The sequence below is a fragment of the Paenibacillus sp. IHBB 10380 genome (assembly GCF_000949425.1).
Lineage (GTDB): Bacteria > Bacillota > Bacilli > Paenibacillales > Paenibacillaceae > Paenibacillus_AQ.
Genome location: NZ_CP010976.1, coordinates 5628949 through 5651052 on the forward strand (window position 1 = coordinate 5628949; position 22104 = coordinate 5651052).

At 44.5% G+C, this 22104-nt stretch carries 19 protein-coding genes; 15 read left to right on the forward strand and 4 right to left on the reverse strand.

Annotated elements, in window-relative coordinates; all coding sequences use genetic code 11:
* Positions 1-548 precede the first annotated feature (548 nt).
* From UB51_RS25430 to UB51_RS25500, 14 genes are all read left to right on the forward strand, one after another.
* Entirely contained in the window at positions 549-1853 is a 1305-nt protein-coding gene (locus UB51_RS25430; protein ID WP_082063254.1) for a BaiN/RdsA family NAD(P)/FAD-dependent oxidoreductase, read from the forward strand.
* A gap of 33 nt (positions 1854-1886) precedes the next feature.
* Positions 1887-3206, forward strand: coding sequence for a BaiN/RdsA family NAD(P)/FAD-dependent oxidoreductase (locus UB51_RS25435; protein ID WP_044879698.1), 1320 nt, complete (start codon positions 1887-1889; stop codon positions 3204-3206).
* A 318-nt stretch (positions 3207-3524) separates the two neighbouring features.
* A complete protein-coding gene (locus UB51_RS25440; protein WP_052676080.1) occupies positions 3525-4385 on the forward strand; it encodes an AraC family transcriptional regulator in 861 nt (286 codons plus the stop codon).
* Between the two features lie 136 nt (positions 4386-4521).
* Positions 4522-5400 carry a DUF6923 family protein gene (locus UB51_RS26670; RefSeq protein WP_052676081.1) on the forward strand — a complete coding sequence of 293 codons (879 nt, stop codon included), beginning with the start codon at positions 4522-4524 and terminating at the stop codon, positions 5398-5400.
* A 33-nt stretch (positions 5401-5433) separates the two neighbouring features.
* Positions 5434-6795, forward strand: coding sequence for an ABC transporter substrate-binding protein (locus UB51_RS25450; RefSeq protein ID WP_044879699.1), 1362 nt, complete (start codon positions 5434-5436; stop codon positions 6793-6795).
* 119 nt (positions 6796-6914) lie between these two features.
* A complete protein-coding gene (locus UB51_RS25455; RefSeq protein ID WP_044879700.1) occupies positions 6915-7805 on the forward strand; it encodes a carbohydrate ABC transporter permease in 891 nt (296 codons plus the stop codon).
* Positions 7806-7815: 10 nt separating this feature from the next.
* Entirely contained in the window at positions 7816-8721 is a 906-nt protein-coding gene (locus UB51_RS25460) for a carbohydrate ABC transporter permease (RefSeq protein ID WP_082063255.1), read from the forward strand.
* 13 nt (positions 8722-8734) lie between these two features.
* The gene (locus UB51_RS25465; protein WP_052676082.1) at positions 8735-9595 is read left to right on the forward strand and encodes a metallophosphoesterase family protein; all 861 of its coding nucleotides are present in this window, start codon (positions 8735-8737) and stop codon (positions 9593-9595) included.
* Between the two features lie 11 nt (positions 9596-9606).
* Positions 9607-10794, forward strand: coding sequence for a Gfo/Idh/MocA family protein (locus UB51_RS25470; RefSeq protein ID WP_144407073.1), 1188 nt, complete (start codon positions 9607-9609; stop codon positions 10792-10794).
* Positions 10795-10796: 2 nt separating this feature from the next.
* On the forward strand, positions 10797-11318 hold the full coding sequence (locus UB51_RS26675) for a GNAT family N-acetyltransferase (protein WP_052676083.1): 522 nt from the start codon (positions 10797-10799) through the stop codon (positions 11316-11318).
* 706 nt (positions 11319-12024) lie between these two features.
* Positions 12025-14349, forward strand: a complete 2325-nt coding sequence (locus UB51_RS26680; RefSeq protein WP_144407074.1) for an S-layer homology domain-containing protein — start codon at positions 12025-12027, stop codon at positions 14347-14349.
* Between the two features lie 508 nt (positions 14350-14857).
* Positions 14858-15478: a hypothetical protein gene (locus UB51_RS25490; protein ID WP_052676085.1), complete on the forward strand. Its 621-nt coding sequence runs from the start codon at positions 14858-14860 to the stop codon at positions 15476-15478.
* Positions 15479-15496: 18 nt separating this feature from the next.
* Complete coding sequence (locus UB51_RS25495; protein ID WP_044879703.1) at positions 15497-15979, forward strand: hypothetical protein; 483 nt, start codon at positions 15497-15499, stop codon at positions 15977-15979.
* Between the two features lie 560 nt (positions 15980-16539).
* A complete protein-coding gene (locus UB51_RS25500; RefSeq protein ID WP_044879704.1) occupies positions 16540-17823 on the forward strand; it encodes a DEAD/DEAH box helicase in 1284 nt (427 codons plus the stop codon).
* Positions 17824-17937: 114 nt separating this feature from the next.
* Here the strand turns inward: UB51_RS25500 and UB51_RS25505 are convergent, their stop codons facing one another.
* From UB51_RS25505 to UB51_RS25510, 3 genes are read right to left on the reverse strand one after another with little or no spacing between them, the layout of a single operon-like run.
* Positions 17938-18870 (reverse strand): DsbA family oxidoreductase, encoded by a 933-nt coding sequence (locus tag UB51_RS25505; RefSeq protein WP_044879705.1) that lies wholly within the window; start codon positions 18868-18870, stop codon positions 17938-17940.
* 18 nt (positions 18871-18888) lie between these two features.
* Positions 18889-19023, reverse strand: coding sequence for a winged helix-turn-helix transcriptional regulator (locus UB51_RS28100; protein WP_144407137.1), 135 nt, complete (start codon positions 19021-19023; stop codon positions 18889-18891).
* Between the two features lie 37 nt (positions 19024-19060).
* Positions 19061-20245: an IS256 family transposase gene (locus UB51_RS25510; protein ID WP_044876287.1), complete on the reverse strand. Its 1185-nt coding sequence runs from the start codon at positions 20243-20245 to the stop codon at positions 19061-19063.
* A gap of 285 nt (positions 20246-20530) precedes the next feature.
* Here UB51_RS25510 and UB51_RS25515 point away from each other — a divergent pair, with 285 nt between their 5' ends.
* Positions 20531-21055, forward strand: coding sequence for a DUF4241 domain-containing protein (locus UB51_RS25515; RefSeq protein WP_082063257.1), 525 nt, complete (start codon positions 20531-20533; stop codon positions 21053-21055).
* Positions 21056-21106: 51 nt separating this feature from the next.
* Here the strand turns inward: UB51_RS25515 and UB51_RS25520 are convergent, their stop codons facing one another.
* Positions 21107-22045 (reverse strand): DUF418 domain-containing protein, encoded by a 939-nt coding sequence (locus tag UB51_RS25520; RefSeq protein ID WP_044879706.1) that lies wholly within the window; start codon positions 22043-22045, stop codon positions 21107-21109.
* Positions 22046-22104 lie beyond the last annotated feature (59 nt).

Consider the following 22104-nt stretch of genomic DNA (forward strand, 5'->3'; position numbering starts at 1 on the left):
GGGTTTTACAGAACATCTATATAACTGCTTCATTTCTAGTGGTAGTCGATAGGAGGTGATTGACGATCATTGCTGCCTGGCCTGCCCAGTCGACTTGCATCTGCTCACTTGGCTTGCGCTGAATATGCATCGTTGCTTTCGTCGTTGCAACAGGGGGGGCTCTCACATATTAACTCGATGGCTCTTTCGCATTAAAATATTCAGAATGATAGATGAACAAGGTTAAGTTATTTCTAAGGGGAGATCCTAGACGGGCGAGATTACGCCACCTCCCCAACCAACCTCAACATTACGATTCGGCGAAATGTGGTTTTGCACAGCCACGGCTCGCCTCCATTAGTAAATCCACAACCGAATGAGGTTGTGGATTTACTAATTTTGGAAGGGATAAAGTTTCTATAAATTGTAGCGCGGTATGGGTTATTAATGTAATGGGACGAAATCAGGAATTCTAACCGGAATTCAGTGGTGCTTACACTTATGCTATAATTTAATAAAGCGCTTCTGTGCTTTTACGAAAAATTGGATAAAGGGTGCATTGACCAACCATGTATGAGAATCAGACTTCTATGCACCACAAGCTGTTTATTATCGGCGCAGGTGCTGCAGGACTAATGGCCGCTGTTACTGCGCGGGATCTGGGTATCGATACTGCCATTCTGGAGAGTAACGACCGGATTGGAAAGAAGATATTAATGACAGGTGATGGCCGTTGCAACATTACGAATGAATCCACTGCGACGGGTACGGATGAAGCGGTCGCTTTATCGCGCAAGTATCACAGTAATCAGGCTGGATTTCCATTGACGGTATTGCAGCAATTTGGCATCCGTCAAACCATTGATTTTTTTTCCGCGCTCGGGCTTCCGCTTACAAGATTGAAGGAGGGCATGATGTATCCGATGTCGCTGCAGGCTGCATCGGTGCTGGATATTTTTGAGCTTGCGCTGGAGGATCGGAATGTTCCGGTATACCTCAATAACAAAGTGTTGGATGTTACCGTTTCGACGGATCATCCGCGCTTCACGATAAAATGCCAAACGGAGACAGAGGAGCAGGTTGTTTATACCAGCGAATACCTGTTTCTATGTGCGGGTGGCCTTACCGGTCCGAATGCGGATAAAGATAGTCCTGGTTATACGCTTGCCGAACGTCTGGGGCACACCTTGGTCGAGCCAGTGCCGGCCATTGTGCAATTGAAGCTACAGAATCCGCATATGAAGGCACTGTCCACTATCAAATTTCAGGGACAAGCTCATATTATCGTCAACGGTAAAGTGATAGGTAGCGAATATGGTGAAATTGCCTTCACGAACTATGGCATCTCCGGCCCGCCAATTCTCCAGCTAAGCAGGAAGGCTGCGTATCATCTCACAAGAGGAAAATCTGTAACAGTGTCAGTTGATCTGATGCCAGGACGCACGGAGGAAGAGGTAGCTGAACTTTTGGAAATGCACTGGGAGAGCTTCGGACACCGGACTGTTGTGGATTCGCTCGTCGGAATCTTCAACAAGAAGTTGGTTCCTGTCCTGCTGAAGGAAGCTGGTATCGATCAGCAGCCAGACCTGCTTTGCCAGGATCTATCGTGGAAAACCAAGGGAAAACTTTATCGAATCTTGAAGCATTGGGAATTTAAGGTGACTGATACCAATGGTTTCGCGAATGCGCAAGTGACAGCGGGCGGCATCGATACGACTGAGATAATAGAAGGAACGCTAGAATCCAAGCTAGTACCTGGGCTTTATTTGGCTGGCGAGGTGATGGATGTAGACGGGGATCTCGGCGGCTATAATTTACAATGGGCCTGGAGTTCCGGTTATGCGGCCGCGATGGCGCTTGCTAAGCAAATGTAATGAATTCATAGGAAAAGGGATGCATCGATCAACATGTATGAGGATCAGACTTCTAAGCACCACGAGCTATTAATTATCGGTGCAGGCGCTGCAGGTATAATGGCTGCCGTTACTGCACGGGACCAAGGTATTGATACCGCAATTATTGACAGCAATGACCGAATTGGGAAGAAAATATTAACGACGGGCAATGGGCGTTGCAACATTACGAACGAATCCACTGCGACGGGTACGGATGAAGCGGTCGCTTTATCGCACAAGTATCACAGCAATCAGGCTGGATTTCCATTGCATGTGCTGCAGAAATTTGGTATCCGCCAAACTATCGATTTTTTCTCTTCGCTCGGGCTTCCTCTTATAAGCTTGGAGGATGGTCGGATGTATCCGATGTCGTTGCAAGCTGCTTCTGTTCCCGGTGTTTTTCGGCTTGCGCTGGAGGATCGGAATGTTCCGATATATTTCAAGAATAAAGTGTTAGATATTATCGTTTCGACGAAACATCCGCGCTTCACGATTAAATGCCAAACAGAGACAGAGGAGCAGGTCGTTTATACCAGCGAATACCTATTTCTATGTGCGGGTGGTCTTACCGCTCCGAAAACGGGAACGGATGGATCTGGTTATACGCTTGTCCAACGTCTGGGACACACTCTGATCGAGCCTGTGCCGGGGATTGTGCAATTAAAGTTAGACTATCCATATTTGGAGGAACTGTCCGGCATCAAATTCGAGGGACATGCTCATATTATCGTAAACGATGAAGTTATCCGCACCGAATATGGAGAAATTCTATTTACGGCCTATGGCATCTCTGGCCCGCCAATACTCCAGTTAAGCAGGAAGGCTGCGTATAATCTCGGCAGAGGAGAATCTGTGACATTATCGGTTGAATTGATGCCGGACCGTACGGAGGAAGAGATAGTTGAGTTTCTGGAAACGCACTGGGGGATCTTCGGACACCGGACTGTTGCGGATTCCCTTATCGGCATCATCAACAAGAAGCTGATTCCTGTTCTGCTGAAGGAGGCGGGAATTGATCAAGAGCTTCATCTACTTTGTCAGGATCTATCGTGGAAAACGAAGAAAATATTGTATCGAATCATGAAGCGTTGGGAGTTTGAAGTGACCGATACCAATAGCTTCACGAATGCGCAAACAACAGCCGGTGGTATCGATACGACTGAGCTAATCGAAGGAACGTTGGAATCTAAGTTAGTACCTGGGCTCTATTTGGCAGGCGAGGTGATGGATGTGGATGGAGATTGCGGCGGTTATAACCTGCAATGGGCCTGGAGCTCCGGTTATGCCGCCGCGATGGCGCTTGCTGATCGACGACGTGCAGGCACCACGTAAGGGGATAGATGCTTACTGACTCCTGGCACGTTGCGGTGGAATACTTGCATGCATTGAACACACGGCGGCGAATTGTGGTTTTGATCAGCCACGCCTCGCCTCTCCATAATAAAAACCCGCTCATTGAGCGGGTTTTTGCCTATTTAATGGTTAAAAGAGATATTTATAGACCCCTTTTTTTGTTGTTGTGACTGTAATGCTTCTATTCTATCATTCCATTCTTCCATTTTATGATTCAGTGGGGGAATTAACATACCTTTTACATCTTATTGACGCGGAGCGCATACAAGGCTGATATATTGGGGGTAACAAGGGGTGATGGATATGAAAGAATTGGAAGAATCGTCCTCCGTGGCTTCCCAGCCTGTTCTTGCAAGCGATAGATATGGTTGGGATAAGCTTCAGGTTTCGCAATGGTATAGCCCGCAACAAGCTTTCAGCCCTTCGTCGGAGTCTAAGTATTTGATAGGGATTCATTGCACAGCCTACTATGAAAATTACTATACGATTCATATTACCCCATGTAATGAGAGTATTCTTTGCCCTTGGGGCAGAACCTCGCTCTATTTTCTGAAAATTGAAATTACGCCTTCGGTCATCGAAGAGATCGCTCGTGAATCTGGTTTTCTGACAGAAGGCCATATACAATTGGATCGCAAATTTCATGTCAAAGATTCCAAGCTTCTGCAACTAGGACTCTGGATGCTTGAGGAATTGCAGAATGGCGGAGCTAAAGGAAAAATATACAGCGATTCATTAGCTAACATGTTGATCATTCATTTGTTACAGCACTATTCTTCCGTGATCCCCCAGCATTCGAACAGCAAAACGCCAGTCAATCAAGAAATTTTTCAGGTTATCCAATATATGCGCGAGAACTTGGAAGAGGAAATTCAACTGACGGAGCTAGCCTCGATGGCCAATATGAGCCAGTCCCATTTTATTCGTATTTTTAAACAGCAGACGGGATTTACGCCTCATCATTATTTAATTCGCCTAAGAATCGAACGTTCAAAATTTCTTATTCGCTCAGGTAAAGTCGGCTTAAAGGAAGTTGCCGCTCAGGTTGGTTTTGCCGATCAAGGGCATTTCACCAGATTGTTTAAGCGTGAGACAGGTCTTACCCCGAAACTTTATGCTAATCAAATCTCTTCGAAACCTAACCACGCGATTTATTGATTTATTGTTGTAAATGAGAGTTTTGTTCAAGGAAAGAAGTGTTTTGTTCAATTGGAGGGATAGAGGCTAGCCCTATAATAAGGTTGAAGCAAGGCGCGAAGGTGTCGGGCTACAACCTTATTAGGAGGAGAGAAACATGAAATTAACGAGATTATTCAGTCTGGTTTGTGTGGGAGTTCTTACAGCCGGTTCCTTATCTTTGGTAGCATCCGCGGCGCCTGTCGAAACGGGTAACCCGGCAAGCGAAGCTGTAGTTGCGACTGCAGATGCAGCTGCGGCTACTGAATCTTGGCATGAGGTATCCAAGCAAACCTTCAGGTTGCTTGACGCCCTTGAACGAGGTCAAGGCGTAACTACAGATGGAAGTTCATGGATCTTTAGTTCGCCGTATGGTCTCTTGCGTACTGCATTGGATGGCAAAACCGTGAAGGCGCGGAATGCATTGGCTATTCCGTCGGAGATTTCCGCCCTAGGTGGAGACCACATCGGCGATATCTCCTACTACAATGGTAAAATCTATGCTCCCATTGAAGACGGCAAACATTACGAGCATCCTTATATCGCCCTCTATGATGCGAATACCTTGCAATATACGGGAACTTCATACGCGTTGCCGCTGAGCTTGCATATCGGTGGCGTGCCTTGGGTTGCGGTAGATGCCGCCCGCGGACAGGTATACACTGCCCAGTGGAGCGATGCCAGCGTATTGAATGTGTTGAGCCTCGATGACATGCATCTAATTAAAACAGTTCCTCTTTCTCAAAGTATCGATCGAATTCAAGGCGCTGAAATGTATAACGGTTTCCTATACGCATCGTCGGATAACGGGACCCAGACCGTCTATCGAATCGATCCGGATACCGGCCTCGTGTCCGTTGCCTTTGACCGAAATTTATCCAGCGGCTCTGAAGCGCAAGGGATCGCCGTTTTACCGACTGACAATGGCGCTCAACTCCATATTCTTGACGTAGGTTCGAATCGCATCAGTTTGAACTTTCGCCATTATGCGCTCTAATACGAAACGAAGCGAAAGAAGGGGCTACCAAAAATGTTAAAGCAATCAAAGTTAATTTTGTTGTTGCTATTGGTTTCTATAATGGCGGTAGCAGGCTGCGGCCAATCGAATAACAATTCAGTGGGGACGGACGGCAACGCCGCTCAACCTTCAGCAAGCGCAAGTACACCAGAATCACCGGAATCTAAGACAGTCGAGATCACATTCTATTATCCGGTTAACGTTGGCGGTCCGCTGACTAAAGTGATTGACGGGATGGCAAACACATTCATGGAAAAACACCCGGGTATTAAAGTTAATCCCGTGTACACAGGCAATTATGGCGATAATACTGTGAAAATCCAAGCAGGCGTTCAGGCCAAGCATCCGCCGGATGTAGCTGTCATGATGTCGACGGAATTATACAGTATGTTGGATATGAATGCGATCATTCCGCTTGACGATTTTATCGCGAAAGACGCGGATATCCAGATGACGGATTTTTATCCTGCCTTTTTGGAAGATACGCAGACGGAAGGCAAGACGTACAGCATTCCGTTCCAACGGAGCACGATTGTCATGTACTACAACAAAGAAATGTTTAAAGCCGCAGGTATGGATCCGGAGAAGCCGCCTGCAACATGGGATGAGCTTGTGACGTATGCCAAGCAGCTGAACAGGGACGGTCATGTAGGCTTGGAAATCCCGGGTAATGACGATTCCTATTGGATGTTTCAAATGCTTTCGCGGCAAAATGCTGCTGATCCCAAGCAAAATATAATGTCCGCCGACGGTAAAAAAGCGATGTTCAATACTCCGGAAAACGTTGAGGCGTTGCAATTCTGGCTAGACTTGTCCCATAAACACAAGGCAATGCCGGAAGGCGTTATTGATTGGGCTACGGTGCCGACCGACTTCATTCAGGGCAAAACGGCGATGATGATGCATACGAGCGGCAACTTGACGAATGTGAAAAATAACGCCAAATTCGAGTTCGGCGTGGCGTTCCCGCCAGCGCAAAAGCAATTCGGATCGCCTACGGGCGGCGGCAACTTGTACATTTTTAAGGACACGCCTCCCGAGAAACAAGCTGCGGCTTGGGAATTCGTCAAGTACATGACAGCTCCGGAGCAGTCCGCGCTATTCAGCAGCTCATCGGGTTATGTCGGTGTACGGAAATCTGCGTACGATACGGAAGCGATGAAGAAGTATACGGCGGATTTCCCGCAAGCTCTCGTTGCACGGGATCAATTGGAATACGCGTTCAAAGAACTATCGACCCATAACCATGGTAAAGTGTCGACGGCGATTACAAACCAGATTCAAGCTGCTTTGGCCGGACAAATCGATGCGGCTGGAGCGCTTAAGAAAGCGCAGGAAGAAGCAGATCAGGCGCTTGCTCCCTTCAATAAGTGATCATGAATGCAGCTAAAGGCTAAATGTTCGAGTTACGTCAGGACGGCCATGTTCGCTTGTCCTGGCGTATTTCGTTCATTCGATTATCATGAAACTCTGATAAGGAAGGACTGAATGGTATGATTGCCGGATGGAGTGAGAAGCTTAGACGAAACGGATTTGGCTGGGGACTTGTTTTACCTTCGCTCCTGTTTCTATGTCTGTTTACCTATTACCCCATGCTGAAATCTGTTTGGCTTAGCTTGTACGAGAAAAATTTAGCGACGCCTGAACCCATATTCGTGGGATTCGGCAATTACGCGAACCTGTTGAAAGACCCTGTCTTTATAAAAGTGTTCGGTAACAATATATGGTTTGCTATAGGAACAGTACCGACCTCATTAGGGTTGGCTTTCTTGATGGCACTGTTTGCCGACAAGGCGATGAAAGGCAGGGGACTTGCGCGTCTTGCTTTTTTCTATCCGAATATGATACCGATGATCGCAGTGGCGAACATTTGGTTGTTTCTGTATACGCCGCATTTCGGTCTTTTTGCGAGGCTTGCTTCCTGGATCGCGGAGCAGCCGATTAATTTACTCGGAACGCCGAATACGGTGATGGGTGCTTTAATGTTCATGATGGTTTGGAAGGAAGCCGGCTACTTCATGATTTTTTATTTAGCGGGAATGCAGCAGATTCCGAAAGATTTATATGAAGCAGCTGCGGTGAACGGCGTCGGCGCGCTCGCTTCCATACGGCGGATTACCATACCGCTTACGATGCCGACAACGTTGTTCGTGGCGGTTGTAGCCATAACGAATTCTTTTAAGCTAGTCGACCATCTCTGGATAATGACTAAAGGCGGGCCGAACAACGCGAGCAACTTGCTGCTTTACTATATCTACGACACGACCTTCAATTTCTACGATCAGGGAATGGCCGCTTCGATGACCGTGGTGATGATTGTGTTGTTGCTCGTCATTTCTTCTATGCAGTTTTTTGGCTGGGATCGTAAAATCCATTATGAATAGGAGGGAGTTCATGGACAATCCATTAAAGCTGCCACTGTTGATGAAACAGAACAAACGTAAGCCTTTAGAAGAAGATCGCGCTCTGAGCTCGGAAAGTTCGAGACGTCGAATCCTTCAGGTGCTGTGGCATGGGATCGGCTTCGGCTTTGCTGCTCTATGGATTCTACCTTTCGTTTGGGTCGTCAGAACGGCCTTCCTTCCAAAGGAATCCGCCATTGGTTCAGGGTGGTCATGGGGATGGACGTTCGACAATCTCATCCATGTGTGGCACGGAGCGCCATTCGGGCAATTTCTTTTGAATACTTTGCTTGTTTGCAGTGGCGTTCTTGCTGTCCAACTCATCACTATGACGATGGCTGCTTATGCGTTCGCGCGGGTTCGTTTCGCTGGGAGAGATCTGTTATTCATGTTATTCTTGGTGCAAATTATGGTGCCACCCGATATTTTGATTTTTTCTAATTATCAAGTGTTGAACGAAATGGGATTGCTGGATACAAAGCTCGGGATCATGCTGCCTTACTTTGCATCTTCATTTGGCGTCTTCCTACTGAGGCAATCCTTCAAGCAATTGCCTAACGAGCTGGATGAAGCAGCCCGCGTAGAAGGAGCCTCGCGCCTGCATATTCTGTCACGAATCTACGTTCCGCTGTCTCGCCCGATTTACGTGTCATTTGCTATCGTGTCCGTCAGCTTTCATTGGAACGATTTTTTATGGCCGCTCATCGTAACCAATTCAGAGGAAAATCGTTTATTAACCGTGGGTTTAGCCATGTTCGCGAAGTCCACCGAGTCGGGTGCGCAATGGTCTGACGTGTGCGCGGCGACTCTGATTGTTTCGGCACCTCTTATGATAGGTTTTTTATTGTTCCAGAGGCAGGTTATCGGTAGTTTTATGAATTCTGGAATTAAAGGTTAGGGGGAAGATTAACATGAAGTTAGCCATTATTGGGGATTTACACTACCCGGACGAACTGACAAATTGCAAACCATCGATTGAAGAAGCACGCGATGCTTACTACGGGCACTTTATGGACATGTTCTTGTCCATCAATGCTGATTATCATATCTCAGTGGGGGATATGGCTCATGCAGGAGAATTTACCGAATTCAATTATATTATGAGGAAAATCGAAAGCAGCAAGCTTCTTGGTCGTTTCCTTCACGTTCTAGGCAATCATGATACGTACACCTACCCGAAAAAAGACATTCTTTCTATAACTCGGCAACAGCGATACGGAGTCATCGAGGAGCCGAATGCCATAATCCTGCTGCTGGATACTGCGCGTGAAAACCGTGATGATTGGAGCGGAACGATCGATGAAGAACAGTTGGTCTGGCTTGAAATGCAAATGAGCCGGAAAACGGATAAGCCGCTGTTCGTATTCGGCCATCACCCTCCACATGGGACGACGGCTAGATCAACCGAGCCAATGATGTCCCTTGACCCGACCTTAGACATTTGGCCGTTACTCGAACAGTGGCAGGGAATCGGATTCTATTTCAACGGTCATAATCACATTCATTCCATCTTCAGGAAAGAGAATTGGAATTTCATCCAAACAGCAGCCGTGCCGGATGTTCCCGCTGTTCGAATCGTTACCGTTCTTGACAATGAAGTCAGGTTGGAAACGGTTAGCATGGCAAGCGAGGAATTGACCGAATGGGCGTCTGTCTTTACCGGCAACATGTTTGATTATGAGAAGTACCCGAATGCAGAAGGGGATCAGGCAGAAGTCGAGCTAATCGTCAGCCGCTTGCACACGGAAAGAAAGCGGGTGGAACACAAGTGATTCGTCAGCCTGTGCGGTTAGCTATCGTTGGTGGTAATCGGGGAGCAAGCTTTATGAATGCTCTTTACTCTCTTTCGGATCGGATTCAACTGAGCGCGACCTGTGATTTGAACGAGTGGGTGCTCAATCAATGGAAGGAGAAATTTCCGGAAATCCGAACTTACCGAGATTATCAAGAAATGCTTAAGGATTCGTCCATTGACGCGGTATTTATATTAAGCCCCATGCATCTGCATGCAAGGCAGTCCATCGATGCGTTAAAAGCTGGGAAACATGTCCTGAGCGAAGTCATTGCTATCCAATCGTTAGAGGAAGCCTGGGAGCTTATAGAGACGGTAGAACAAACAGGACTGAAATATATGATGTCCGAAAATTATTGCTTCTCGCGCTCGAACCTGACGATCAAACATATTGCAGATCAAGGGATGTTCGGAGAAATTACTTATTTGGAGGGCGGTTATATCCACGATTTGCGTCACTTGACCCACCATCCGGACGGTTCCCTTACTTGGCGAGGGCAATTGCATCAACAATATAACGGCATCAATTATCCGACTCATTCCATAGGTCCGGTTGCGCAATGGATCAATCTGAACAAGCCGGGCGGAGACCGACTGGAAAGCGTGTCCACCTTTGTTTCCAAATCAAGATCCTTACAGCATTACTTCGGCGAGCATTACGGCAAAGATCACCCAGCAGCACGGAAGGGCTTCTGGCGGCAGGGAGATAGTGCGGTAGCGGTCATACAAACGGAGAAGGGAGTGCTGATTGAACTGCGTGTCGATTGGACTTCCGTAAGGCCGCACAATAAAACGCATTACTTGCTGCAGGGAACCGAGGGGGCGTATATTACGGGCCGCCATCAGCAGGAAGACGATTTGATATGGTTCAAAAATCGCTCGCCTAAAAACATAGAAGACGGGTCGGATATGTGGGAACCTTTGCGGAGCTATCAGCCCTTGTATGATCATCCGACATGGAAGGAATGGGGTAAATACGCTGCCGAGACGAAACATGGCGGGGGTGATTTTCTCGTGCTGGAGGAATTTATTTCGGCTATTCAGGAAGATCGAACTCCCTCGGTGGACGTGTATGATGCAGTGACTTGGAGCTCTGTTTTCTCCTTGTCGATGGAATCGGTCGAAGCAGGCGGTAAAGCGATATCATTTCCTGACTTCAAAGCGAAAGAGAGGAAATGACGATGGACCAGGCCCTTTCCAAACTCATTATGAAGAAAGAAATGCTGTCCGACTTGCCTGTATTTCATTGTCCGTTAGGGTACCGATTTCGTCATTTCCAGCCGGGAGACGAACGAAACTGGGAGGATCTCATTCGGCATTCTTTTACAAGGGAAGTGAAATTTGCTCATAAAATCGGAGATCAGGTACCGTGTTATTCCGATCGCGTTTTGTTCATCTGCCGAGGGGAACAGCCTGTTGCGACAGCTACGGCTTGGGAAACGGGTAGTGGCAACAACAAGAACTGGTACTTGCATATGGTAGGTGTGCTTCCAGAATACTCGGGCAAAGGTCTTGGTTTTGCTGCGAGCCTTGCGGCTTTGCAAAAGATAAGAGAAGCGGGTGGGGAAACGGCATTTCTGGAAACAGACGATTTCAGACGGCCTGCGATCCGGATTTATTTGAAATTAGGATTTCAACCTCTGCACATAGACGAGAGTCATCCTGGAAGGTGGAAGCAGATCCTTCAACAGGACAGGATTTAATTGAAGAGCAGCCGTACTTCTTAACTGGGAGGAAACGCTGAATTATCGTAATGCCTTTGAAAAAGAATGGATGTATCTTGCAGGAATAAAAGATGGCATGAAATGTCTTAAGGAGATTCAGGATTTTACATCAAATTGAAGATAAAGAGCGGAAGAGTTAAGCATTGGTGCTTACCTTCCGCTCTTTATTTTGTGTTCAGGATTTAAGTTTATCGTACTCGATTTCAATTAAATGAGAGAAAGAAGAAGGCTTAATATTCAGCCCATCACATAGTTCAAATATCTTGCTGACAGAGGGCTCGTTTCGATCTACCTCGCATTTTCCAGCTAAGTCCTCTTGATTAAGCCCTTCTTTATTCATATAGCTTTTAAGGTTTTACCGATAACTTGTTTGATAGTTTGCTCATTATGGTCCAAAGGAAAAGACTCCTTTTAAAACCATTATCAATGAGCTATCATCAGGCGCAGGAGGATTTGCAAAATGGGTATTTTAGCTATCAGTATCGGACAGAACAACGACACTGATAAAACAATTGAATTGACAAGAAATTTGTTTTTTTGCTACTATAGCAGTGTTACATATATGATAATGAATATCATTATCAGTAAAGGGAGCTATTTAGAAAATAAATCATTCTCTCTTTTTTTTGAGAACGCCCGAGAATGATTATCTTTATCAATTTACTAAGCTATTTTGAGAGGAGATGTGAGCAACAGGTTCAGGTTTGATAACTACAGATTGATTCGTGCCAACAAGAATGGTGAAAAGGAAAGTGAGACAATGAAGAAAAGTATATCAATATTTTTGAAATGTGTTTTGTCAGCTACTGTGATGTCGTCCGCGCTGCTCGTCGGATATGGAGAGAAGGCGTTCGCTGCTCCCGTGTTTAGTCAATGGGGAGAAGATGGCGAGGAGGAGGGGCAATTTAGTTTTCCCCAAGGGATGGCGATTGATCAAGCAGGAAATCTTTACGTAGCGGATACAATGAACAGCCGTGTGCAGAAATTCACATCAAATGGGCAGTTTCTGCAAGAATGGGATATTGACGGAATGGTCTACGGAATGCCACGGGCCATTGCGGTTGATCATAGTGGGCTTGTCTATGTGAATAATGGGCAAGGCAACATTCGGGTATTTCAGCCAGATGGCACCGAACTGAGGCGTTTGAATGATGATAAGTTTCTAGATTTTGGCGTATTGGGGATGGCTGTCGATCAGGAGGGCAACGTGTATGTATCGAACGCCGGATTGCATCAGGTGCGAAAATATGACCCAACTGGACAAATTTTGCTCACATGGGGAGCGCATGGAACCGCTCCCGGGCAATTCAATGCGCCGTCTGGCATCGCGATCGATCGCGATGGCACCATTTTTATCGCTGATCCGGGCAACTTCCGCATCCAGAAATTCGATGCCATGGGCGACTATCTTGGACAATGGGGAGAGGGGGAAAGCGCCGAACCGGGGCAATTCAGTTTTCCACAAGCGCTCACCTTTGATCGGTACGGAAATCTGCATGTAATGGAGACGAAGAATTATCGGATTCAAGTGCTTGATCCGTATGGGAAATCAATCAGGATGTGGGGCACGGAAGGCTCAGCTCCTGGAGAATTTGAGGTTACATTCGGTGTTGCCACCGACAATGCCGGAAATATCTATGTAGATGACTCCATGCTGCGCCGTGTGCAAAAATTTTCACTCACCTTGGACAGCCCGCAAATCGTGACAACTTCAGACCAGGCGACTGTCACATGGCCTGAGGTAGAGGGGGCAACCGATCTCGAGCTTGAATGGTCGAAAGACGGAAAAAACTGGAGCAAAAAAGCCTTGGCCGCCAATGAAACGCGGACAACGATTTATTCATTGACAGACAATACAAACTATCAGTTCCGCCTGAGTGCAAATTTTGCTCCAGGCTACAGAATGGCCTCCAATCTGGTGGAAGCCAGAACCGCGAACCTGCCATCGCCATCGCCATCATACTATCCGGAAACGGGTGTGTCTTCGACACAATCAACGTCACCAAGTGAAACCAAATTGACTTCAACGAATGGTCAAATAACGCTTCCCGTGGGTAAAATGGGCGAGGTTAGTCTTGAAGATATGATCAGGATCTCGATTCCGGCTAATGCAACAAATAAAGAACTGAAATTAGCGATAGAGAAAGTCCTGAACTCCCAAAATACTCTAAATAATAAAGAGGTTTTGGGCAGCTCGATATTTGAAATTCTGAAAAACTTCCCGGAAAACTTCAGTAAACCGGTAATGATAACTCTAACATTTGATCCAACAAGTTTGAAGAGCAATCAATCGGTGGGTGTCTTCTATTATGAGGATGGGAAGAAAGAATGGATGGGGGTCTCCGGGGGGAAGATCAACGGCAACCGCATTAGTGTGGAAGTTAATCACTTTGGGAAGTTTGCGGTACTCGTTGTAGATCAAGCTACGGGTATGCCCGTAACGAACCACCCAACGGAAACGTCAACGGTAGCTAGTATTAGTGATATCTTTGGGCACTGGGCAGAGGCGAACATCAAGCAAGCAATAAGTAGCGGAATCGTCATGGGTTATCCGGATGGTACATTTAAGCCGAATCATACCGTGACACGTGCGGAATTTGCTGTAATGCTGATGAATACGTTGAAGCCGCAAGGAGCAGGAGAGACACTGACCTTCACAGATTCTGCGAAGATCGGAGCTTGGGCGCAGAAGGCGGTCGCGCAAGCTGTACAAGCAGGTATAATTAAAGGGTATAAGGACAGTACCTTCCGTGCGGATGCTGAGATCACACGCGCTGAGATGGTAGCAATGATTGGGAATGCTCTGGGTCAGTCTATCGAAGCAAATGCCGTAACTGACTTCGCCGATGACAAGGATATTCCGACGTGGGCAAAAGGCAGTGTTGCTAACGTGAAGCAAGCAGGTATTGTACAAGGTAAAGGCGCGAACCAATTCGCCGCTCAAGACCATGCAACGAGGGCTGAATCCGTAACGGTTCTGCTGAAAATGTTGGTTCAAAAGAGCAAGTAAAGTAAAAATAACAAGCTTGGACGGTCCTTGTGGACCTTCTAAGTTTGTTTTGCATTCGGTCAAATTTGAAACCAAATTTGCGATAGTATTAGAAAGATATTTTCTCAATATTAAGCATACGACTCATGTGGAGTGCTGTGTCGGTTGTGTGAATGCATTGAATAAATTAGCTCATTTACCGTGATTTATTATTAAGCTTAAGCAGAGATAGTGCTTGAGCTTTTTCTGTTTTTGGCTGATTAAAAATTACTCTATTATAGGTTGGCTTCAAATGGTCTTCTAAACCGACTTTACTTAACACAGCATCTCTATAGCTTGACTCGCCCCTTTCTGAAGAGTTATCTCGGTAAAGACCAGGGGGATGGGTCTCCTCTTGTTAGGAACCCAGATAAGCTGAGGTATTTATTGAAATGAAACGAATTCGGAGAACGGAGTTTTCTGGATTGTGACTTGATTAGGACAGGCAATCATAGGGTAATGGACTAGAGAGATATACATATTAACTATTATGGAAAATAATAATATTATTAAAAATGCCGTTGAATATAGTCCAGGGATATATAGTTATGGCGGTGATCAGGGCTGGTATACTACGAACACCAAGCAAGACCGAGGGTGTGGTCCAGTTGCAGCAGCTAACATCACGAACTATTTAGCTACCATAAAGAATCCAGCAACGTATGGGGCATTATACACTGGGAGTACGCTTTCTAAAGCAAACTTTTTAACGCATATGAATACTTTATATGATTATGTATCTCCTGGAATATTAGGTAAAATATCTGTTGATGGCTTTGCCTCAGCGGTGGAGAAGTACGCATCCGACAAGAAAGTGAAGCTCAATAGAGTGGAGAGTAGTACATCCTTCACGTTAGACAATACAGCTAATTATGTAAAAGCCGGATTGGCGATCAATTCGCCTGTAGCGACACTGAATTTATCTAAGTGGTCTGACTATGATTATGAATGGCATTGGATGACTATTACCAAGTATTATCGTGATTCAACGGATAGCCGATGGATTGCCGTATCGACATGGGGTGAACGTCGTAGTATTAACTATAGAACTCATTTTGACGCCATTGAGGGCTTCAAGAGCTTGGGTGGAGGTTTCATGTATTTCAAATAAGGGTGGTGGGAATTAAGCATGAGACGATTTATAGGGGTAATGTTATTGCTAGTTCTCATTGTAGTAGTAGGATGTACTCCGGCTACCAGGATTTCAACGGATCAAGTGAAGGCATTCGTGAAAGATGTGAAGAACTCAAAGAATTTTGTGAAGGACATGGATGTCCAGTTTAGACCCACACAAATTGAATTCATCTATACGTTAAATGAGAACATAGACGAGACGGATCGGATCGATCTGTTAAGTGATACTAAACAGTTGGTAAATAGCGAAGAGTTTGGTCAGGAAGTCATTCAAGAAGATTATTTGAAAAAATATGAATCCGGCGGCTACCCTGATATCGCAATTATCTTCGATGCGAATGATGATGGTGAATACGATTACCAATATACTTCTAGTTATGATCAAGATGAGTTGAACACGACGGATGAACCATCCTATTTGGAGTGGTACTATCACCAGGATATGAATGCCACGGGCGAACCTATATCCTTTAAATGACCGATAAGAATCTCTAATTTCTCATAGAGATTGTGTATGGCGAACATACGAAGCAAGAAAATTTTTAATAACAACTCTACTACTCGAGACGAAATTGTGGATAACTTAAAAAATAATGAGCTGTTTTTTGGTTTTGTGGATAATTAATACGCTGTTATACGAATTTTATTGCACTTATCCACGTGATATCCACGCTATCAACAATGGTTCGTCCTTTCGTCTCATCTCAATCCTATAATCACACCCACAAACATCCTTCTATCCTGTTTATCGCAGGATGGAAGGATATTTTTTGTGTGATAGTTCGTCCTCAGCTTAAGTGCATACTTGCATCATCTTGCGAACACACTAAACGAGACTTCAAGACTGATTCAAGGAACAGGTAATAATTCCATCTTAAGAGAGGGAAAACTCTCTCTTCTTTTTTTATATTCTATTTGTGTTATAATAATGTGTTATGACGTAAAGGAACGATTTGTGGAGACGTTACAAGAAGCGTTACAAGAGATGTTATAAAGTTCGTGATTAACAATATATGTATTTAAAATTAAGGAGATACAATGACATTTAACGACTTGAATATTATACCTGAGATTCTAAAAGCACTAAGCAAAGAGAACTATACTACCCCAACACCTATACAGGAACAGGCGATCCCTGCTGTGTTAGAGGGCAGAGATTTCCTTGGCTGCGCTCAGACGGGAACAGGGAAGACAGCTGCTTTTGCTGTACCGATGATCCAACTGTTAAGCGAACAAAAAAGTAAACCTAATGCAGGGCGTCGAATTCACTCATTGATTTTGACACCAACAAGAGAACTTGCTCTTCAGATCTCTGATAACATTAAAGCATATAGCCAATATACCGATGTGAGTTGTACGGCGATCGTGGGGGGCGTATCCCAAAAAGTGCAGGAACGGGCGCTAAATCATGGTGCGGATATTATTATTGCAACTCCGGGTAGACTCATCGATCTAATAAACCAAAAACGTATTGATCTACAACACGTCAAAATATTAGTACTTGATGAAGCCGATAGAATGCTGGATATGGGCTTTATTCACGATGTGAAGAGAATTATTACAAAAATGCCTAGTAAGAGACAAACTCTTTTCTTCTCAGCAACGATGCCGCCTGAAATATCCAAAATGGTCAAATCACTACTGGTTAATCCAGTGAAAGTAGAAATCACACCGGTGTCTTCTACTGTGGATAGAATTAAGCAATCTGTTTATTTGCTAGATAAAGGAAATAAGCAGAATCAATTGAATCACCTTTTACAAGATAAAGCGATTGTTTCGGCACTGGTGTTTACCCGTACGAAACGTGGCGCTGACCGGGTTGTACGTGATCTGACGAGAGTGAACATTTCGGCTCAGGCTATTCATGGTAACAAGTCTCAAACGGACAGACAGAAAGCATTGAGCAATTTCAAGAGTGGTGCAACGCGAGTGTTGGTAGCGACGGATATTGCAGCAAGAGGAATTGATATTGAGGAACTTTCTCATGTAATCAACTTTAATCTCCCTAATATTCCAGAAACCTATGTTCATCGAATTGGGCGTACAGGTAGAGCAGGACTGAGCGGGACCGCTATTTCCTTTTGCGAAGTAGATGAACTGCCGTTCCTCAAGGATATTGAGAAATTGATCGGAAAGACCATTCCCGAAGTGAAAGACCATTCCTATCCGATGCCGAGATCATTTCAGCCTGTAAAGGCGGAACGCTCCTCGAAATCAGCTGCTTTTGTAAAACCAAAACCTGCTAAATCCAAGGCCAATCCGGCGCGCAAGCCCAAGTCCGAATGGTTTAAAAAAGAAAAAGGTAGTAAAACAAGCAGATAACATGATAGCGGAGTAAAAGAACCTTTATTCGATAATCTTTCGAATAAAGGTTCTTTTATATTTCTACGAGAAACCGTTACTGTCCCTTTAAGGACGGTAACGGTTTTTTCTTGGTTAGTTAATCGAGGGGCTTGCTTGTTTAATATATTTTTCACCAAGAATTTCTCCGAACGTAAACATACTAGGTGAAAGTTCCTTTTGTATAAATGTATCAACTTCATGTTGTTCAAGGTCATAAAAGACCTCAAGTTCTTTCGCGAACAAAAGAACTTCTTTCTCCAAAAGTTTGGTTAATGCAGAAAGTGGCTTAACTTGAAGAGTTTCTGTGGTCAGAGCTTGTCTTAGTGCTTTCACATAGGTTTCAAGTGGCTGTGCACCGACAACTTTGATGCCCTTATTCTCCTCATTCACTATGATGATCGTTGGAAAACCACGTACACCTAGCGAACCGGCAAGTGCAAAGTCTTGCTCCAACAACTCCTGTGCAGATGGAAATCCTGCTTCGTTCACAATGGTTTCTCCATCGAGATCCATTTGATTAACAATGTCAATTAACACCTGTTCATCCCCGATATTTCGATTAAAGGCAAATACAGCTTCTCTTGCACGGCGTAAAAAGGTCTTAGCAAGCTGCTCATCTTTTTGCTGAACCATTTTGAATACACGAGAAGGTGGATAAGAGGACTGGACTGGATTATCAAGCCATAGTGAACCGTCAATGGGCATGCGGGAATGTTCCCCAACTTCTCTCCAGTGGCCGGCAACATCTGCTGGACGACCAATGCCATTCTTTACGTCGGCAAATCCATCCCAGCCTTCCAGCAATCCTCCCATCACGGTATGGAATTTGACATACTGCCCGTATTGCTCTTCGAATCGTCGTAAAACAGGCTCAAGCGCCCAACAGTGGGAGCAGATTGGGTCAGTGACATAATAAAGGTTAACCTTTTTGTGGGGCGGGTTCAGATCAATGATTTCCATTACCTCGTCCCCAGTTTCACCGCATATGCCCGTTTCTAGATCACAGATCAGTTTGTTGTTATTCATTATAATCTCCTCGTCTCTTTATTGATTCTTATAGTGTTGAGTCCATTGTTGAACAGGTTCAAGTACAACGGTCAAAGATCGTCCTTTTGTCGTTAATCCATATGAAATAGTGACTGGGGAGCCAATAGTTACTTTGGCAGCGTCAAGAATTATGTGTAAATGAAAATAACCTTATCTTGTAGAACTAGGGTTAGTCTTTGGTGGAGAACATAGCTAGCAGTTCTGAACGAGCTTTATCAAAACCAATGTGACAACGGGTAGCAAAGCGTTGGTTATAGCTTTCAAACTGTGCAACCAAGAATTTTTCTAGTGCTTCTTCATGGGGGAATTGCTCCTTACGATTCGTGTATTTCTTAATCTGTTTGTTAAACGACTCGATTAAATTCGTCGAATAAATGCTTCTCCATATCGGCTTAGGAAAACTGTAAAACGTAAAGATATAGGGGTTTTCTCGTAGGGATTTAATGACCTTAGGATAAGCGGTTTTCCACTTGTCACAGAAGGCTTTTAGCGCTTCTTTACCAGCTTGTTCATCGTCGGATCGATAGACGGATTTGAAGTCCTCACAGACTTCTGCTCGATCTGAGACTCGAACTTTATGGGCAATATTACGAACTAAATGAACACAGCATGTTTGGTACTTCGCATGCGGATAGATCTCCTGAATCGCATTCACAATGCCTGTGAGTCCATCGGAGATAAACAGAAGGATTTGTTCGGTACCACGCTCTTTCACGTCCTGGAGCAGTTCTTTCCAGATGTAAGCTGATTCGGTCGGTGCAACGGCGTACGTGAGTACTTCCTTGGTGCCATCCTCACGAATTCCTACGGCAATATAGACCGCTTCCTTAGATACGGTTTTACGCTTAACCGCGATATAGGTAGCATCGATATAGACGCACACATAGCGCTTCTCAAGTGGTCGTTTCATAAAAGCATCGACATGTTCGACCATTACTTTGGTCATGTTCGATACGGTTTGCGGCGTGTAGTGGTGACCATACATTTTCTCGATTAGGTCGGCAATCTCCGTCATCGTGACACCCTTTTGAAACATGTGAATAACGAAAGATTCTAGCGTGTCATTTGAGCGTTTATACGGTGCTACGGTCTGTTGCTTAAACTCTCCATTACGATCTCGAGGAATGTTTAACTGCAGGTCCCCATACTCGGTATGAAGCGTTCGACAGTAGCCACCGTTTCGAGAATTACCTGAATTTACGCCTATACGGTCATATTTTTCATAGTCTAGAAATGCAGTAAGTTCCGTCTCTAGCAGATGATTCATGGCAGCTTCTAAGTGATTACGAAAAACCTCCGTCACATCTTTTTTTGTGACTAGAGCTTGAACTAAATCTGTTGTAAAATGATTCATAGGGAAGACCTCTCTCTGTGAATTTTGTGTGGTAACTCAATTCTACAAGAAAAGGTCTTCCTTTTTCTATTTATCTATTTACACAAAATATTTTACGCTCTCGTTACTTTATAGTATATAAAATATATTAAATATATTAAATATATAAAGTATACTTATTATCCATTTTAGTAAACCGAGAGGGGACGCATGTATCTAATCGATGTCAATGAAACTTAACATCTAGTAGAATGATTGAAAGGTCTATTTTTTATAAATACTTATACAGTTATCGGAGGGAGCCTTATGATTATTCAATTAGGAAATTTTGAAGTTACTTCTGGCAAATTAGTTGTGTCTGATCCTTGTTATGAGCTAAACACGGAAACTATTATTATGGGTGTGTTAGATAAAGTGTTAAATGGAACATGGGTCGGTCAAGTAGAGAAGACGGAAGTTAGAGATTGGGGCGAAGCGTGTTCCAAATTAATGGCTTACCATAGTTCAGTTGCTGAACAAGAGGAACATTTGGAATGGGTGAAGTGTCATTTTATTATTGGAGTGGATAGTGGGCAAGCAGGGATCTTTGACATCAATAAGTATAGAATCCCTGATGTGGAACCTCAGGAGAGTGATTCGCAGACAGATAGTGATTGGTATTTATCTTGTTGTGATATTACTGAGAGTGGTCATGAAGCTGGAGTTATAGATGGAGGTGTAGTTTCACATACAGGTATGGGGGACGGTACCTATGGAGCATATATCGCCTCAAATCATGAGAATCACATTATCGGGGTGAAGATTATATTTATTAAGACTGCAGATTTCTAAGAGTCTGGGTGAATATAAAGAGCTGATTGGGAATCCAATCAGCTCTTTATGTTACTTACGAACCCTCCCGTATGTCCCCAAACGCCATATATATTCAACCGGTCCTATTGGAAAGCGGCGGAGCCAGAGCGTGCTTCCGATCATTTGACTAATCAGAATGAGGATAGCCGTCAGGAAGAGAGTAGAGCGATGAACAGTCCCTGACCAGTTGAAGGTATGATCGATGGTAAGAATAATAACCGTCTGTAATAGATAGTTGGTCAGCGCCATTCTACCTAAATTAGCTAAAGGAGTGAATAGGCGTTGATTCGAGCTTAATCGCATGAGAAGTATCATTGTAGTGACATAGAACACGCTGACGGGGAGCCCGCCTATCGCTAGTGCAATGTCTAAATATCCGGTTTCATTCAGAATCATTTCTTGAAGGAAGTACATGGGAATGATTAATACGAATGTTGCAATTTGTGTTCGTCTCAAGCCTTTTTTGTAGCGCTCTGGATCTTCGAATAGCTTAATTTGTCCTGTCCAATGTCCAAGTAAGAACATACCTAGAATAAGGACTGGGAAGCCTAACCAGCAGCCTATTATGGTGAAGAACAACCCGGAAGATAGAACGATCGTAGGTTTAGCGTTGTGGAATGGAATAAGCAATAATCCTATAATCGCATAATAGAATAGTGATTCTCCGGGTTGAAAGATGTGATGGACAGCCCCGAAGATGAGTAGAATAAGTAGTCTACGAAGAAATAGAAGTATCGGACGGCGTCTTTTAGCCTTGGCTCTAGAAGTAAAGAGATAGAATCCTACACCGAATAGGAAAGAGAAAATAACAAAGAATCGATGGCTGATTGCGATAATTGATACTTTGAAGAGCAAGAGATCGAGGGGACTAAAGTCTGTATTCACATAAACCATTTGCTCAATGTTAATAAAGATAATGCCTAGAAGCGCGAATCCTCGCAGAACATCAAGTGTAATCATTCGTTTCATAAGGAGTTCCTTTCTGATGACCGCTTAAGTTGTGTATTTAATGAAGGTTATACTCAACT